Annotated in this window: 10 protein-coding genes and 2 pseudogenes; 10 read left to right on the top strand and 2 right to left on the bottom strand. The window is 34.0% G+C overall.

The genetic code is table 11. The annotated features are described in order from the left end of the window. Together EAI80_RS08290 and EAI80_RS08285 are read left to right on the top strand one after the other, a co-directional pair. On the top strand, positions 1-1,104 hold a 1,104-nt coding region (locus EAI80_RS08290; RefSeq protein WP_129981662.1), incomplete at its 5' end, for an IS66 family transposase. 51 nt (positions 1,105-1,155) lie between these two features. Further along, a pseudogene (locus EAI80_RS08285) lies at positions 1,156-1,566 on the top strand (M15 family metallopeptidase); the annotation flags it as partial. On the opposite strand, the gene EAI80_RS08280 reads toward EAI80_RS08285, so the two are convergent. Next, the gene (locus EAI80_RS08280; protein WP_129981660.1) at positions 1,563-2,054 is read right to left on the bottom strand and encodes a VanZ family protein; all 492 of its coding nucleotides are present in this window, start codon (positions 2,052-2,054) and stop codon (positions 1,563-1,565) included. The pseudogene EAI80_RS08285 and the gene EAI80_RS08280 sit on opposite strands and share 4 nt — an antisense overlap. 282 nt (positions 2,055-2,336) lie before the next feature. Between EAI80_RS08280 and EAI80_RS13390 the strand changes: the two genes are divergently transcribed. The 8 genes from EAI80_RS13390 (at position 2,337) to EAI80_RS13385 (ending at position 16,465) form a co-directional block, all read left to right on the top strand. After that, positions 2,337-2,480 carry a hypothetical protein gene (locus EAI80_RS13390; RefSeq protein ID WP_192924029.1) on the top strand — a complete coding sequence of 48 codons (144 nt, stop codon included), beginning with the start codon at positions 2,337-2,339 and terminating at the stop codon, positions 2,478-2,480. A gap of 4 nt (positions 2,481-2,484) precedes the next feature. Beyond that, a complete protein-coding gene (locus tag EAI80_RS08275; RefSeq protein ID WP_161220309.1) occupies positions 2,485-3,981 on the top strand; it encodes a PucR family transcriptional regulator in 1,497 nt (498 codons plus the stop codon). Positions 3,982-4,232: 251 nt separating this feature from the next. Continuing rightward, a complete protein-coding gene (locus EAI80_RS08270; protein WP_129981658.1) occupies positions 4,233-11,993 on the top strand; it encodes a Cna B-type domain-containing protein in 7,761 nt (2,586 codons plus the stop codon). Positions 11,994-12,021: 28 nt separating this feature from the next. Then, positions 12,022-13,566, top strand: a complete 1,545-nt coding sequence (locus EAI80_RS08265; RefSeq protein ID WP_129981657.1) for a SpaH/EbpB family LPXTG-anchored major pilin — start codon at positions 12,022-12,024, stop codon at positions 13,564-13,566. Between the two features lie 87 nt (positions 13,567-13,653). Beyond that, positions 13,654-14,517 carry a class C sortase gene (locus EAI80_RS08260; protein WP_202976625.1) on the top strand — a complete coding sequence of 288 codons (864 nt, stop codon included), beginning with the start codon at positions 13,654-13,656 and terminating at the stop codon, positions 14,515-14,517. Beyond that, on the top strand, positions 14,514-15,182 hold the full coding sequence (locus EAI80_RS08255) for a pilin N-terminal domain-containing protein (RefSeq protein WP_129981656.1): 669 nt from the start codon (positions 14,514-14,516) through the stop codon (positions 15,180-15,182). The genes EAI80_RS08260 and EAI80_RS08255 overlap by 4 nt, the downstream gene beginning before the upstream one ends. 83 nt (positions 15,183-15,265) lie before the next feature. Then, a complete protein-coding gene (locus tag EAI80_RS08250) occupies positions 15,266-16,276 on the top strand; it encodes an acyltransferase family protein (RefSeq protein WP_129981655.1) in 1,011 nt (336 codons plus the stop codon). Positions 16,277-16,327: 51 nt separating this feature from the next. Next, positions 16,328-16,465 carry a hypothetical protein gene (locus EAI80_RS13385; RefSeq protein ID WP_161220308.1) on the top strand — a complete coding sequence of 46 codons (138 nt, stop codon included), beginning with the start codon at positions 16,328-16,330 and terminating at the stop codon, positions 16,463-16,465. Between the two features lie 42 nt (positions 16,466-16,507). On the opposite strand, the pseudogene EAI80_RS13380 reads toward EAI80_RS13385, so the two are convergent. After that, positions 16,508-16,688 (bottom strand): annotated as a pseudogene (locus EAI80_RS13380) (hypothetical protein); the annotation flags it as partial.

The following is a 16,688-nucleotide window of genomic DNA, read 5'->3' as shown; positions in this document are numbered from 1 at the left end:
TGTCGAAAGAGAGGAAAGGTTGTCATGCTTAAAGCAGGTACGCCAGCACCTGTTATTCCTCATTCATTCACATCACCTAGTGCTCTGTCTCAGGTGATCACTGATAAGTTCGTCAATCATATGCCACTTTACAGACAGGAAGCAGAATGGAAGCGCCTGGGACTTGATCTATCGAGAACTACAATGGCCAACTGGCTGATCATAGCTTCGAGAGAATATTTCATTCCAATCGTAAACAGAATGCATGAAATTCTTGTTGAGGAGAAGTACCTGCATAGTGACGAAACTACGGTGCAAGTGTTGAATGAACCAGGTAAGCCGGCGACCTCCAAGTCATACATGTGGGTATATTCAAGCATCAGGGAAAGCAGCAAGCCAATCAGAATATTTGAATACAAGCCTGATAGAAAAGCTGAAAATCCACAGAAGTTCCTTGAGAATTTCAGTGGTACACTGATTTCTGATGGCTATGGTGGCTACAATAATATTGCAGGGGCAGTCAATGCATACTGCTGGGCACATGCAAGAAGAAAGTTCTATGAAGCACTTCCTGCAGATATGAAAGATGTCTCTGATACATTGGCTTATACAGGTCTTAAGAAAATAGCCAAGCTGTTTGCGATAGAAAAGGAAATTGATACATTCCCACCTGAAGATAAAGTCAAAATACGCCAGGAAAAGTCAAAACCATTAGTAGATGACTTCTTTTCATGGTGCGCCGATGCTCAGAACAAGTCTTTAATACGCTCTAAAATAGGCAAAGCAATTCAGTATGCCCTGAATTTAGAAAAAGGACTGCGTGTATATCTGGATGATGGTCTAGTGCCAATGACTAATTCACTAGATGAACGTAATATAAGACCATTCACCGTGAGTCGAAAGAATTGGCTGTTTAGTACGTCTACCAAAGGAGCAGATGCAAGTGCATCAATATTCAGCCTGATTGAGACAGCTAAAGCTAATAGACTTAGTCCTTTTGATTACATAGAATACATACTGGAGATAATGCCTCAGATTGATATCATTCAGCATCCAGAGAAGATTGACTGGTTCATGCCTTGGAGTGATCAAATTAAAGAAGAGTTTGGAATAAAGGACGATTAAATCGAAAAAATGATTTAATCGTCCTTTTTACGTACACTATATAATTTAGCGCTTACGAAGGTACAGGAAGAGTTAAAAGAAATAGGTTTTAGTTTAAAAATCTGGGATGCTTATAGACCATTTACTGCACAACAATATTTCTGGGAACTGATCCATGATGATGAGTTTGTTGCTGATCCTACAAATGGTCCTAAGACACATAATTTTGGAAATGTTGTAGATGTGACTCTTGTAAAGAGTGATGGAAGTGAAATAGATATGCCTACAGAGTTTGATGATTTTACGAGTCAAGCAAGTAGAGATTATTCATGGTTATCAGGTGATCCTCTTAAACATGTTCTATTACTAGAAGAAACAATGGAGAAGTATGGCTTTATAGGATATGAGGGTGAATGGTGGCATTATACAGATGAAGATTCTTATGACTATGTAGAATTCAAGCCAAATGAAAGACACAGCTAATAATGACGCTGTGCCTTTTTAATTAGAGTATAAATAATAAGTGTAAGTAATATCCCAATGCAGGCTCCTGTAGAGTCTATCAGTACATCTCTAAAGCTTGCACTACGTCCTCCTACAAAGAACTGATGAAGTTCATCTGAACATGCATAGAGGAAACTCACTAGTAGTGATATAAAGCATTTAAAGCGTAATGGATAAGTTTCATAAGTAAACATCAGCAACATTGTAAGAATACTTAAAACGAAATATACAAACATATGTGCACATTTACGAATAGTGAATTCTATAAAGCTAAAAGCTTCTGTGGATAATGTATTCACTATATTGTGTCCAGTTAATGTCTTAGATATGTGTCCTATGAGATAGATGACTGATTGGGAAGAAGAGGAACTTTTAGGACCTGTTTGATTAGAAAAACAGAATATAACCCCCATCCAGATTATGATTAATAGAGTAAGTAGTATACGTAATTTCTTCTTTTTAGCCATAATGTTTCTCTCCTCTTTCTTGAGTTTATAATATACAACATCTATGAAGAAAAGACAAATGTGTTCCTATAATTAAAAGAGTAGATTTTTTTTAATAGAAGGCAAATAGATAGTATAAAACAAAAAATTGAACTATAATTGTTATGTTAAAATGTAAAATATATATTATATTTATATTAGATATGTACAATAATTAATATTATTATATATTGATTGTTTGTATTAAATAATGTATTGCTGATGCTTGATATGGCAATCATATAATATGGAGGATTCTTTCAAATGGGGTATACAGTAGAAGATTTTATCAAAAGTAATGAATTTTCTGGAATTAAAATAATAAACAATCTGTATGAAACAAATAGAGAAATAAAAGGTGCACAATTTATTTCAAGGGCTGATATTGAAATTTCGGGGGGGGGGTAAGTTATTGCTAACCTCTTTAAGAGTTTATGATAATCTTGATAAGAACACAGTGATTTGCCATCTAGAAGAATTGAATAAAAAGGGAGTTAGCGGATTTATAATAAAAAGAAGAAAAGATACAGTGCATCAGAAGGAATTATTTGAACTATTTATACACTTTTGCGATGCACATGGAATACCTGTGTTAGAACTTCCACATAATATTAGTTATTGGGCTGTTTTGAAATATGTATTATGTCATGCCTACGATCTTGATATTGCAAAGTATCTATATAGTGAAATAGTTCAAGATCAGATTAATCATTTTTTATTACATGAACGATATGATGAACAAACAATAGAGACATTCTTTAAAAGTTTAGAGACTATGGTAGGAAATTCTGTTTCTCTCTATGATGAAAATTATCACTGTATTTATCCTATTACAGGACAAAAAGAGTTTACTATCATAGGTGATGAAAAGTATGTACCTCATATTACTACTAAGCATGAGTATATACGCCAAAAGAGAGAGTATGTGGAATATATTCAAAAGATTTATATTCTTAATTATTGTCATTATTATCTAGTGGTTACAGAAGTGAATGAACCGTTGAGTGAATTAGACTTTGTCACATTAGATAATATAATTACGGCTTTATTCTATCTTTTAGCTCAGGATGTCACAAAGAAGGAGATGGAAATTAAATATCTTCGTGATTTGAACTATTGGTTGATTAATGGAGGTATGTCTGATGCCGAAGAAGATGATGCCTCAAGTTTACTTGATTTAAGCGATACAGATGAATATAGAGTAGTTATATTCTATTTAAAGCCTGAGAATAAAAAAGAAAAAAATAGTATCGCACAGAAGAATGAGACGAAAAATCTTAAGAAAGAAATGTATCATTACTTACCAAAAGAGCGTATTTTTTATAATACAAATCATATCTTATACATTTATAACGAAAAAGATTGGAAAATAAAAAAAGAGTTTAGAAACACTTTAGAAGAGATTCATAAAGATATACAAGATTCTTTAACTAGAAGAAATAAGAAGTTTGAACTTCTAATTGGAATAGGAAAGAGTGTGAAGGGATATCATGGATTAAAGGATTCTTTTAAGGATTCTAAAGTAGCATTAGAGTATATTGGTCTTATTAGAGAGGCTACTGGAGAGAAAACTAAATCAATCGTAGATTGTGCTAAATTAGGTTTCTTCCAGATATTTACAAATATTAATGATAAGGAAGAATTAAGACAATATATACCTTATTCAGTCATTAAGCTTAATAAACAGGATAAAAAGAGAAACAGTGAGTTGATTAGTACTTTGGAATGTTATTTGAGTAATAAACAGAGTATTAGAAAAACTTCAGAGTTAATGAACGTTCATCCTAGAACTGTCTCTTATCGTTTATCTAAGATTGTAGATCTAACAGGTATAGAATTTGATAATAGTGCGGAAATACTTGCAGTTAGAAATGGCATTATAATACTTAAAATATTAGAACAGTTGTAATTAAAGACGAGTCGCATAAGTGGCTCGTTATTTATTTTGTAATATTTTATGGTACACTTTAGACAAAAAACTGTTAAAAACTTTTCTCTTTTTACACATTATATTAACAATTTTATAAGTCTATAATGCAAGAAGATGTAAAAAAAGTGTGTTTATATAGAAAATATCAACAATATGGGGCTTTTTAGAACAATTGCAACATGTTTTCTGAATAATAACTCAGAATATTATAGGAAGGAAAAAGGTCTTGTATGAATAAAATAAAACCACTACTCAATAAATGGGTACTTCTCATACTATGTATTGCGCTTGCTTGTACGCAGGTAAATGCAGCAGGTATAGTCAACTTTAATCAAACTGATAATATGCCTCAAGAGACAGTTTATGATAATAATACAAATACAACTGAAACAACTGAGAATATAGAGACATATTACCAAAATGATAAGATCTGTATTTATAACTACAATCAGTTAAAACAGATTGGTTCTGATGCTTATGTTTATACAGGTGATAAGGATGGATCAATTGGTTCTGGAGAAGTAGTAAAAAATGAAGGAACTGAATTGAGATATACATCAGATGCTCAATATGTATTAATGAGTGATATTGAGATGAGTACTGATTATATATGGACACTTCCAAATAACTTTACTGGTAGCATTACAGGTACAACTAGAGAAAGTACATCACTTTATAATAAAGAAACAGATACCATTACTATCTATAACCCCTATCAGTTAATGGTTCTTGCACAGGATAATTCAGAAACAGAACCAGTAATGTCATTAGATTATGATGCACCTCAGTTTGGTATGGGACAGATGGTATATCCTAATGGAGAGAATCAGTCTTACTTAACTTATAGTAAGTCACATAAGTATGTACTCTCTCAAAGTTTTGATTCTAGTAAGCCAGAATTAGTGGCAGATCAGGTAAGCGAAAACGTAAGTACTGAAAATGCGGAAGGCCGTGACTTTAAGGGTCAGGTTGTTAAGACTATTGGGAATAAGACTTATATTCTTATTGGTAATGAAGCACAGCTCAGAAAGATAGGAACAGATACAAAAGTATATGGTGCGGTTTATCAGGCTTATCAAGATGTTCTAAAATGGAAAGTTGATAAGGATAAAAACGGCAAACCTATTATGCTTTATGGTGGAGATGCCGATTTAACGAAAAATCAAAATGGAGTATCTGACTATACTTTTGGAGGAATTCAAGAAACAAACAAAAGCTTAAGTAATGTATCACCCTTAAAGCCAAGAGGAAGATGTGGTGTTGATCAGAACACAGGTGAAATTAATCCTGATCTCGATATTGATAAAGCTGCAAATCAGAAATATAGCGCTAATGCGAATTATATTATCTTCCGTGATATAGATTTAAGTAGTTCAAGTTGGAAACCTCTTAACTTCCAAGGCACAATGGTTGGTGCTAAGAGTACTAACAATAAGATTTGGAATGTAGGTGCAAAGATAGAGAAACCAGTTATTTCTAATGTGAAGGTTGAACAAACAGATAAACTCAATGTTGGTGAACAAATGGGTGTTGGTTTCTTCTCAACAATATCAAGTGAAGTAAGTGAGCATGATATTGGTTTAAGTAAAGAGCTCGTACAGGTTTCAAATATCAAGTTTGATAATATGAAAGTTCATACAACCACTACAGAAACTTGGTATCCATCTACTCTTGTAAGTACTCTTACAAGTACTTTAGGTAAATTACTTGGTGGACTTGTAAGTGGTCTAACATTTATATTAACGTTCGGTCAGGTCAAGATTGATCTGGGAAAAACATTGGGGGATGTTCTTGATGCAAGAAAGAAAGACCCTACAGCACTTGCGACTGGTGCTATTGCAGGACGTGTAGAAGGTCATGTAGAGGTTTCTAATATAGAAGTAAATAATGCGGATGTAAAAAACGTAAACAATAATACAGGTGGATTTGTTGGTTATGTAGTAGGTAAAACACAGTATAGTGGTTTATCAAATGCACTTGGTGGATTAGTAAAGTTACTTACAAATATATTGAATGTTATTCCAGGTCTAGGATTAGGTGATTTAATCACAATTCTATTAGGTAATGCGATTCCAGTAAGTAAATTGATTCCTACTGGTTATATTAATGCGAAAATAAAGAATTGTTCTATTAATGGTTTAAGTATTTCTACTTCAAGTGAAAAAGATTATGCAGGTGGATTTATTGGACAACAGAAAGGCACAATTATTGAAAACTGTTCTATTACTAATAGTAACTATACAATTAGTGGAAAAAGATTTACAGGTGGTTTTGTAGGTTTAGCACGTGATGATGTCATTGAAGGTACTCTTTCTGGTGCATTGGATATTCAGACAAAGCTTCCAAATATGAATCCAGAAAGTTTACTCTTAAGCTGTTCAATAAACAATAAAGGACTCACAGTCTTAAGTGAAACTTATGCAGGAGGTTTTGCAGGTGCTCTTGCAAATACGTCTGCAGTCAACTGTACTGTTAATTCTACAAATACATTTGAAGTAAAATCGACTAGTGATTATGCAGGAGGCTTTGCAGGTATTGCATCTCTTGGATGGTCTGCAGACTTAGGTAAAGGAGATACTAAAAACAACCTACTAGGTGGTGTTGTTGATCTTGTAGTCAAGCTATTAAGCAGTAATGCGGATATCTCCCCTTCTCTACTATCTTTAGCTGGTGTTAATCCATCTTATATATTAGGTGCTACCGTTAGTGGTCCACTTAATTTAAGTGGTGTAGATTATGTAGGTGGTATGACTGGTAGAGGTAATGGTGCTTATATTGCATCATCGAGTGCTGATTATTTAAATAAAGTATCTTATTGGAGAAATAAAGTATATGACACAGCATCTGTCTCAGTGAAAGATGTAGAACTCTCAGGTGTTCAAAGTATTACAGGAAAGAACTTTGTAGGTGGTATTGCAGGTTCTTTAGGAACTGCTAAAGTAGCCGGATTATTAAATGATACTCTTGGACTTGCTTCATACCTTGGCTTTACTGTAGATAAAGTAACAGTCACAGGCCCTACTACTGGTTTATCTATTACAGGCGAACAGCGTATTGGCGGTGGCTTTGGTGATGCAATTGGTGGTTCAATTAATACAGTCACAATCAAGAATTTAAAGTCTGTAACAGGTAATAACCGTGTTGGTGGAATGATTGGTTTAGCTGGTCCAGGAGATCTTGCGGATACAGGAGGTTTAACAGTTAACCTTCTTGGATTAAATCATCTTTTACAGGTAAAGAACCTATTAAAGGTAGCTTCTGGTGTACGTGTAACAATCAATGATTCTCATGTTATTGGTGTAGCTGATGGCTTAACAGTCAAAGCAACAGGTACTAACAGTGATGGTGGTGTTGTTGATTATGTTGCTGGTGGATTTGTAGGCAAGAGTCATAGCTGTGAAATTAATAAATCCGATGTAAAGAACCTTAAAGAAGTATCCGCAAATGATACAGATGGTTATGCAGGTGGATTTATTGGAACATCACAAACAGGTGGACTGGCTGATGTTGCATCTGAAGAAGATCTTAAAGGTTGGATTACTAAAGATACAAGTGTTTTAGATATCAATGGTTTATTAACTGCAGTTAAGTATCTCATCCCAACTTATACATTGTGTACTGTTACTTATGTAAATGGCGGTGGTGTTTCTGCAGATACGGCTGGAGGTTTCGTAGGAAACTTCCAGAGTGGTACTCTTAATAACCACGATGCAGGACAAGGAAACTACTATTCTGTATATAACTTGGATCATGTCAATGGACAGTCTTATGCAGGTGGTTTTGGAGGTAATGTTTACTCTGGTGCACTTGCTGATGCAGGTAAAGGTATTAGTATCCTTGGTGGTCTTAAAGGACTTAATGTTGATGTAGGTCAATTACTTAACCTCATTAACGCCTATATTCCTTATGTACAATATGCTGGTGTGAAGTCAGATTCAGGATTTACAGTCAGTACGAACAAATTAAAATCAGATGATACCCATGCAGGAAGTGCGGGAGGATTCATTGGTTATGGTAGTGGTGTTCAGATAAGTTATTGTGATGTGACACATTTAAAACATACAAAAGTAACACCTCCAAAAGATTTAGAATCTACAGAAGCACCTACATACTTTAATAATGAAAGCCAATATGCAGTCACTGGAGCAAGATATGCTGGTGGATATATTGGTTATATGGATATTGGTTCTGCAGCTTCTGTAGGTAAAGGATTAAGTATTCTAGGTGCTTCTATAGGTATTAATAATGTATTAGATGCATTAAACGTAGTGGTATCTACTATTGAACATTCTCATGTGAGTGGAAATCCTGGTGGATTTGCGGTTAAAGCATCTTATAAGAATACGGCTTCTGATGCATCAGACAATGATGTACTTGGGGATGCAGGTGGATTTGCAGGAAAGATTTCTGGTGGACATATTCAGGATTCTAATGCAAATAACTTCTCTTATATTATTGGTCAGTTAACTGCTGGTGGTTATGTAGGAGATTTACAGCCTGGTAATATTGCAAATGTATTAGATGATGCAAGTATTTTAGGTGGATTAGTAAAAGCTGATAGTGTACTTGCTTCTGTCGCAGAAGATTTTGTACCTACTATTAGAAATAGTTCCACTACATGTGTGCCTTGTGGTGGTGCAGTACGTGCACAGGCATCTTCTACAACACAGGTACAACGAGGTATGGCTGGTGGTTATGTAGGACATAACGAAGGTGGTCATATCTGGGGTAATAATACAAAGAAGTGGAAAGGTAAAGATTACACTGGACCAACAAGTACTTGTAAAGCAGTAAGAATTCGTTCTGTATATGGTGAAGAGATTGCCGGTGGATTTACCGGTTTAATGGAATCTGCAGACACTGCAAGTACAGGGAACTTATCTCTATTATGGGGATTAGTAAAGGTAGATAACATACTAGGTGCTTTAAGTGTTGTTTATCCTACAGAAGAGAATACTGCTGTATATGGACCACTTGCTTTGATGGATTATGAAACATGGAATAAATGGGTTGAATTCGTAGGTAAGTATGGTGGTTACGGAAGTGATCTTGCAGAGCATGGTAAGGTAAATAACCAAGCAGGATTAGATGCTATTATTAATAAATATGCTTATGGATACAATGTCGTTGCTGGTAGAGTAAATTACCGAGATGAAATCAAACTAGCGATTGGTGGTGCTGCAGGAGGCTATGTTGGCTCTATGCAGACAGGTACTATCACAAATGGTCAGGCATATCAGACTAAGAAAGTAAAAGGATTAAGAACTGCAGGTGGTTTTGCTGGAGAAATGATTAATGGTGGTGCTGCAGATCTTGGTGGTGTCAATATTCTCGGTCTTAATCTTCAGTTAGGAAGAATGATTGATGTACTGAATGTATTTGTCCCAGTAATTAAGCAATCTTCAGTAGAAGGCTACCAAAGTGGATTAATGGTTGAATCTACAGGAACTAATAATAAGGATAACTGTGGTTATGCTGGTGGTTATGTAGGTAAACTCATTGGTGGACAAATCTGGGGAGACAATACTGCACATTGTCAGGTAAAGAAACTCAGACGAGTAGATGGTAGAAGCTACGTAGGTGGTTTTGTAGGAAGTTCTAGACCTGGTTCTGTAGCAACACTTAACCCTACTGCTGGTGAAGGATTATTAAGTCAATTACTTAATAAACTACTTAGTACCCCTTCGGACTTAATTAAAGTACTTAATGCGACAGTTGCTACAATCCGTTATGCAGACGTTGAATCCTGGGATGATTGGGGATTCATTGTGAATGGTGCATATACAACAGGTAAGAATAATACTTCTTATGCAAAAACTGCAGGTGGTTTTGCAGGAATGCTGGAAGGAACAGTTCTTGGTAAAAAGGATTCTCCTACAGCTGGTATTAGTGTAACGAATATCCGTTCTGTTATTGCAGGTGAATATGCTGGTGGATGTTTTGGTGTAGCAGATGTGGCAGGAGTTGCAAATATCAGTGCAGGAAATGAAACATCGCTACTAGATAAGTTGTTAAAACTTGGAAGAACAGATGTATTAGACGCTTTTAGAAGTTATGTATATTACGGAAATGTAAGTGGAAGTGAGGATGCAGGACTAAGTGTCAATGCAAATGTTGCAAAAAAATTCGGACAGAACAATCAAGTCACATACAGTGGAACAGCTGGTGGTTTTGGTGGTTCCCTTCTAAATGGTTCCATAAAGAATAGTACAGTTACACAATTAAGTAATGTAAGAGGCTTAAATAGTGTAGGTGGATTCATTGGTTACTCTGGTAAGAGTGGTGTTGTGAAAGCTGATAAGATTGATGTTCTAGGAAATAATACAGGACAGCTTCTTGGTGGAGCATTAGGTGTTATGGATATCTTTGGTTCTCATATTGATGATTGTAGTGTAAGTGGTACAAGTGATGGCTATACGGTACAAAGTCAAAATGGTGAGGAACAGATTGCTGGTGGATTTATTGGTTATGCAAACCTTGCAAGAATGTCTAAGTGTACAGCAGGAAGTGACAGTGATTTGAATAGTGGATTAAAACAGGTTGCATCTGGAGGAACAGCAGGAGGATTTGCAGGTAGAACAAGCTTTGCATATCTTGCAGATTTAAAACTGGATTCTGGACCAGTCAATGTCATATTTATGCTTGTGAACAAACTTATAAAAGCACTTTATCTAGATAAGTTACAGGGTTCAAATCTTCTAAAAATCAATCTAGGAATTATAAAAGTAGAAGCGTTATATAAGGGAAATCTTCTTCATGTCAATCTTCTAGGTTTAGATATATCTGTAGGTCTTTCTAAGAAATCAACAGATAATAAACAACAGACAGATCTTGCAATTATTACTATTGGAGATTCATCTATTAAACTCCCATGTGATGAGAATGGTTTATTAGATGATAATGATACAAAGTCAAATATCAGTGTCAGTCTTATTAAAGCAAACCGTACAAAGATTACTGATAGTAATGTGTATGGTGTGAGCTATGGATATGATGTTTATGCTGGTGGTGCCAACAACAATACTGATGGTACTGCAACTGATGGACGCAGTGGTGGTTTTGTAGGATTTAATGATGAAGGTTTATTAAAGAACAACAACATGTACTACTGTGACGTAGTTAGAGGGACTAAGGATCTTGTAGGACCTTTTAGTGGTAAGAGTAAATTAGATTCAGTTTACGACTTCAATAAATTAGAAAAGGTAGAAGGTGAAGGAAACAACTACCGTATCTATAGAAAATTAGATAAATCTCTCACACAAATCAAAAACAATAACAAAGTATTAAATAGTAGTTATGAAAAGAATAATGGATGGGATATTTATACAATCAAACATATGGATATAGTTAAAGCCTTTAATAATCTAGAGAATGCGGTTCTATCAAATGGTAGTGAGACAGCTGATTTGAAGGCATATGAATCACCTGCCAAAGCAGTATTAATGGCTGATACAAAGACAACTCTTAATACGGGTGAAAGTGAGATACCAGAACCATCTGAGTCACAGGATCCATGTGATAAGCTGGTTAAACTCACTATAAATAAAGTCTGGAAGGATTTCGATAACTTCGATAATAAACGACCAGACAGTATTACGGTAACAATTTCTCGTACTTGGAAGGATGCGACTGGCAAAGAACAGACACAAACTGTTCCAAATTATGAGAGTTACAGAATAACGGGCTCTATTAACAAATCAACATGGCAAGAAGTAATTAAAGGGCTTCCTGCCTATAAGACAGAGAGTGATGGAACTGTTCGTTATTATAAATATTCCGTAACAGAAGCGGAAATTAATGGTTATACAACAACTATTAAGACATCAGATGATGGCTTTACGTTTATGATAACCAATAAGCATTTCCCATGTCTTCCAAATACTGGAGGATTTGGAAACTACTTATTTTATGCGATAGCAATTCTGCTTTTCTTTGTTTATTTCGATATGAGATACAGAAAGAATAAGGAAAATAAAGCAGAAAAATTATAAAGAGAAATGAAAAAAAGGAGAAAAAGTTATGAAAAGTATTAAACGCATTATTGCATTGTTATTAACTGCGGTTATGACAATGACTATGTCCGTAACAGCATTTGCAGCAGGTCCTACTAACTGTAGTCTTACTGTAAATGTAAAAGATGGACAGGATTTAAAGGGACAGACAATTAACTTATATAAGTTATTTGATGTTACTGTGTCATCAGACAAAAAGAACTATTCTTATACTGTTAGCAATACAGAAGGTTATAAGGATGCATTAGTAGAAGTATTAGGTTCACCTATTACAACAAATTCTAAAGATGAAGAAATTGCGAAAGCTGTAAAGGATTTAGGTAAAAATAACTCAATTGGAGTTCAGAACTTCGCGAATAAGTTCACTGCAAAAGCTTTAAAAAGTAACTTAGCATCTACTGCAACTTCAAACAAAATCGCAGATTCTAAAAAATCTCATACTTTCACTGGCTTAGCAGCAGGTTACTATTTAGTATATGTGACAGGTGGAAAAGAAATTCAGTCTTCATTAGTTACAGTAGAAGAAGGAAAAACTAATACTGTAAACTTAAAAACTGAAGCTCCAAGCATCACAAAAAAAGCAGAACAAGATACTGTAAGCATTGGTCAGGTTGTTAAATATACAGTAACTGGTTCAGTACCAGATACAACTGGATATGACCAGTATGTATATACTATCCGCGATGAATTATCAAAAGGTCTTGATTTTGTAAACGATGTAAATGGAACAGCTCTTGAAACAGGTGATACAACAGTTAATGTAACAGTAGCATTTAAAGACACTAGTGTTAATGCAGGAACTGCTCCTACTACAGCTGCACTTGATACAACTAACAAAAGAAAGATATCTCTTGACTTATCTGAATGGGTAAGAGCTAACCAGGCAAACAAAGGTAAAGAATTCACTGTAACTTACTATGCTAAAGTGAATAAAGATGCAGTTGTAACAGAAAAGAACAAAGCCACATTAGAATATGGTAACAAACCAGGTGAAACAACAACTACTACACCAAGTGAAGCTAAAACACCTACATACCCTCTTAATATCAACAAGATTAAAGCAGGTACTACAGATGACAGATTAGCTGGTGCTAAATTCAGTCTTTATAACTCAGAATCTGATGCTACAAGTGATACTAATGCTATTAAAGTAGCAGGATCTAATGGTAACTATGTAGTAGATCCAACATCTGAAAACACTGTATTTGAATCAGTTAAATCAATTGATGGTCAGAACTACAACCTTCGTGTTAATGGTCTTGCTGCAGGAACTTACTATTTAGTAGAAATAGAAGCTCCAGCAGGATACAACAAGTTAACTGATCCAATCAAGGTTGAGATTAAGAAGAGCACTAATGAAGATGTGAATGCTTGGACTCTTTTTAACAATGATGAAAATGTAGATGATAAAATCATCGATGTAGAAAACAGTACTGGTTCTATCCTTCCATCAACAGGTGGTATGGGTACTATCGCATTTACTGTTGTTGCAGCCCTTCTTGTATTAGGTGTTGCAGTAAGCTTTATCCGTGATAGAAAAAGAGAAAACTAAGAAATAGTTTTTAATGGAATGAGCGGTTATCTTATCTTAAAAGATAACCGCAATTCCAATTATTTATATATTAATAGGGAGAATGAAATGAAGTGTATGAAGATTAAAATTACTAAAAATGATATTATTCGTTTATTTGTACTTTTGATTGCATTCTCCGTGTTGTTATATCCTAGCTTTAGTAGTTATCTTAATGAGAAGAATGGTTCTAAGGTTATCTCTCATTATGATAAAGAGAGTGTAGAACTCTCTAAGGCAGATAAGATAAGAATGTTGGAAGAAGCACGTGCTTATAATAGAGAGATGTTAGGAAATATAGATCTTATAGATCCATTTTCACAGGAAGATACAAAGTTAGATGCACGTTATGAGAGTTTATTAAATGTAGATGGTTCTGGAATGATGGGATATATACGTATTCCTAAGATTCATATAGAACTACCTATTTATCATGGTACAAGTGAAACAGTCTTACAGGCAGGTGTAGGACATTTCTGGGGTACTTCTTTGCCTGTTGGAGGAGAAAGTACTCATACAGTATTAACGGGGCACAGAGGGTTACCTACTAAGACTCTATTTACGAATATGGATAAGCTAAAAGAAGGAGATATATTCTATATCAAGGTCTTAGATGAAACATTGGCTTATGAGATAGATCAAATAAAAACAGTATTACCAGAAGAGACAAAAGGATTATCTATAGAACCTGGCAAAGATTATGCCACATTAGTGACATGCACACCTTATGCGATTAATACACATAGATTATTAGTGAGAGGACATCGTATACCATATCAAGAAGCTACAAAGAAAGTGCCTAATACAAATATTAAACCAGAATTATCATTTACGTCTAAGGTATTAATTATGGCAGTAATTGTGATTTTGATAGGTTTAATTATCGCAATTATTTACTGTATAAGGGATAAGAAAAGGAGGAAACTAACATGAAGGTAAGAAATATTATTGTGTTTATGATTGCTTTTCTTATGAGTACGTTCATGAATGTTTCAACTATTCATGCGGAGAGTGGTTCTAGAAAAGGAAGTATACAGATTGTATATAAGGGTAGAAATGAATTGAATCATGAAGTGAATCTTTCAGATGCTAAGTTTTCAATCTATCAGGTTCACTATATGAGTAATGATACATTGACATGGAAGGATAACTTTAAAGATTCACATATATCATTAGTAGATACCAGTGCAGAGGCAAGAGAAAAACAAGCCAAACAATTATATAAATATGCACAACAGAAAGATATATCTTGTTCACTACAAGAAACTAATACATTAGGTCGTACAACATTTAGTAATTTAACGCAAGGTATTTATTTGATTGCACAAGAGGGATACGTAGAAAGTGGTAAAAGTCAGTTTGAATCTGCTCCTTTTCTAGTTGAGATTCCTTCACTTGTGGATGGAAGTGTAGAATATAATGTTACTATAGAACCCAAGGCTGAATGGGTAAAACCAGTAAAGCCCACACCTTCTAAACCTCATAAACCACATGTAAAAACAGGTGATGATACAAATATATCTGTATGGGTTATAGCTGCGATAGAAAGTTTATGTATTATGATATTGCTGTATAAGAATAAGGCTGATTCTCTATGAATCAGTTTTTTTACTAGAGAAGTTGAGTAAAATTTGATGAATCATAATACAAATGTTAGAATGGTTAGTATGGAGGTTTTTTTATGAACATTGTTTTAATACTTGCTTGTATAGCTGTATTCTATAATATTGATTTACTTAGCTATAATTCAGAGTATCTCTCAGTACAGCAGACAAAAAACTTAAAAGGGATATTTACACTCATAGTATTATTCCATCACCTCGCAATATTTGCATCTGTAGGTGATGTCTATAATATTTTTATTAATTCTGGATACATTGCGGTAGGTGGATTCCTATTCATTTCTGGATATGGCTTAATGTATCAATATATGCATAAAGGAGGAAATTATGTAAAGTCATTTCCTAAAAGAAGAATACTCACAATACTTATTCCATCTGTTGTAATGGCTATTGCCTATTTTGTATTGAAACAATACAGATATGGTTATACTTTAGGTGCTCTTATCTATGATTTTAAAAGAGGTGCTTCTGTTATTAGTAATGGATGGTATATCAATGCGATTATTTATTTCTATATTGCTTTCTTTATTTCTATGCTTCTTTGTGAACTCATTAAGAAACGTAGAATTATGATCATCTTTACTTTTATCTTTACATATCTCTATATCTTCTTATGTATGAAGTTTAAGTTTGAAGATCATTGGTTTAGTGCAGCCTTTGCTTTCTATTTTGGTATATTATGGGCTATGTTTAAATCTCAAATTGATTCTAATCTCAAGAAATCAATTCCTATTATTATTGGTTGTTTTTTTGTATTCTATTATGTATTGAATGTATTTGCTCCATTTAAGTATGGCTGGATGGAATTCAAATGTTTAATGTATCTTGCAATTATCGTGATATTAGGAATGAGAATCAAACTTCAAAGTCCCCTTATGGAATGGGTAGGAGATCATTCTTTAGAAATCTATTTAGTACATGGACTATTTTTTGAAATATTAAGAAATAACCATATTAATATAGTAGATAACTTTGAATTCATGGTTACTCTACTCATACTTACATTCATGTCTTCTTATGTGCTTCATAAGATATTCATATTCATAAACAAAAAAATTATAAATAGTTAAGAGGAGTGCTTATCACTCTTCTTTTTTCTATGATGAAGCCGGGTGATATATATGAATAAGATATTAGTAGTAGACGATGAACTAATATTAAATCTAGTAGGAATAAGCTTAAAAGAAGCATGTAAAGCACATGCAATAGAAAGTGTGAAACAAAAATCAATCAAAACGTATAAAAAAAGACAAACTTAAAAATAAGTTTGAATAATTTAGAAAAAATAGAATAATTGAATATTATGGTTTAGTTAATTTAGAAACGTCAAAACCTGATTTCTTAAGAAACTCTATCGCTGATTCTTCTGTTAAAACTTGTTGCTTTATAGGTGGCTTAGGATTTTTAAATGATTCATAATCTGAAGGATTAAATGTCTCTCCAGTAAGAATCATATGGTATATACTGACAAGCATCATTCTT

The organism is Catenibacterium sp. co_0103 (assembly GCF_004168205.1).
Taxonomy (GTDB): domain Bacteria; phylum Bacillota_I; class Bacilli_A; order Erysipelotrichales; family Coprobacillaceae; genus Catenibacterium; species Catenibacterium mitsuoka_A.
The sequence above is the reverse complement of the archived record's forward strand: the minus strand, read 5'-3'. Positions and strand labels throughout refer to the sequence as shown.

Excerpts from the sequence above, each read along its gene's own strand:
- EAI80_RS13390 (WP_192924029.1), top strand. The coding sequence starts at position 2,337 with ATGGGGTATACAGTAGAAGATTTTATCAAAAGTAATGAATTTTCTGGA.
- EAI80_RS08250 (WP_129981655.1), top strand. The coding sequence starts at position 15,266 with ATGAACATTGTTTTAATACTTGCTTGTATAGCTGTATTCTATAATATT.
- EAI80_RS08255 (WP_129981656.1), top strand. The coding sequence starts at position 14,514 with ATGAAGGTAAGAAATATTATTGTGTTTATGATTGCTTTTCTTATGAGT.
- EAI80_RS08265 (WP_129981657.1), top strand. The coding sequence starts at position 12,022 with ATGAAAAGTATTAAACGCATTATTGCATTGTTATTAACTGCGGTTATG.
- EAI80_RS08260 (WP_202976625.1), top strand. The coding sequence starts at position 13,654 with ATGAAGTGTATGAAGATTAAAATTACTAAAAATGATATTATTCGTTTA.
- EAI80_RS08280 (WP_129981660.1), bottom strand. The coding sequence starts at position 2,054 with ATGGCTAAAAAGAAGAAATTACGTATACTACTTACTCTATTAATCATA.
- EAI80_RS13385 (WP_161220308.1), top strand. The coding sequence starts at position 16,328 with ATGAATAAGATATTAGTAGTAGACGATGAACTAATATTAAATCTAGTA.
- EAI80_RS08270 (WP_129981658.1), top strand. The coding sequence starts at position 4,233 with ATGAATAAAATAAAACCACTACTCAATAAATGGGTACTTCTCATACTA.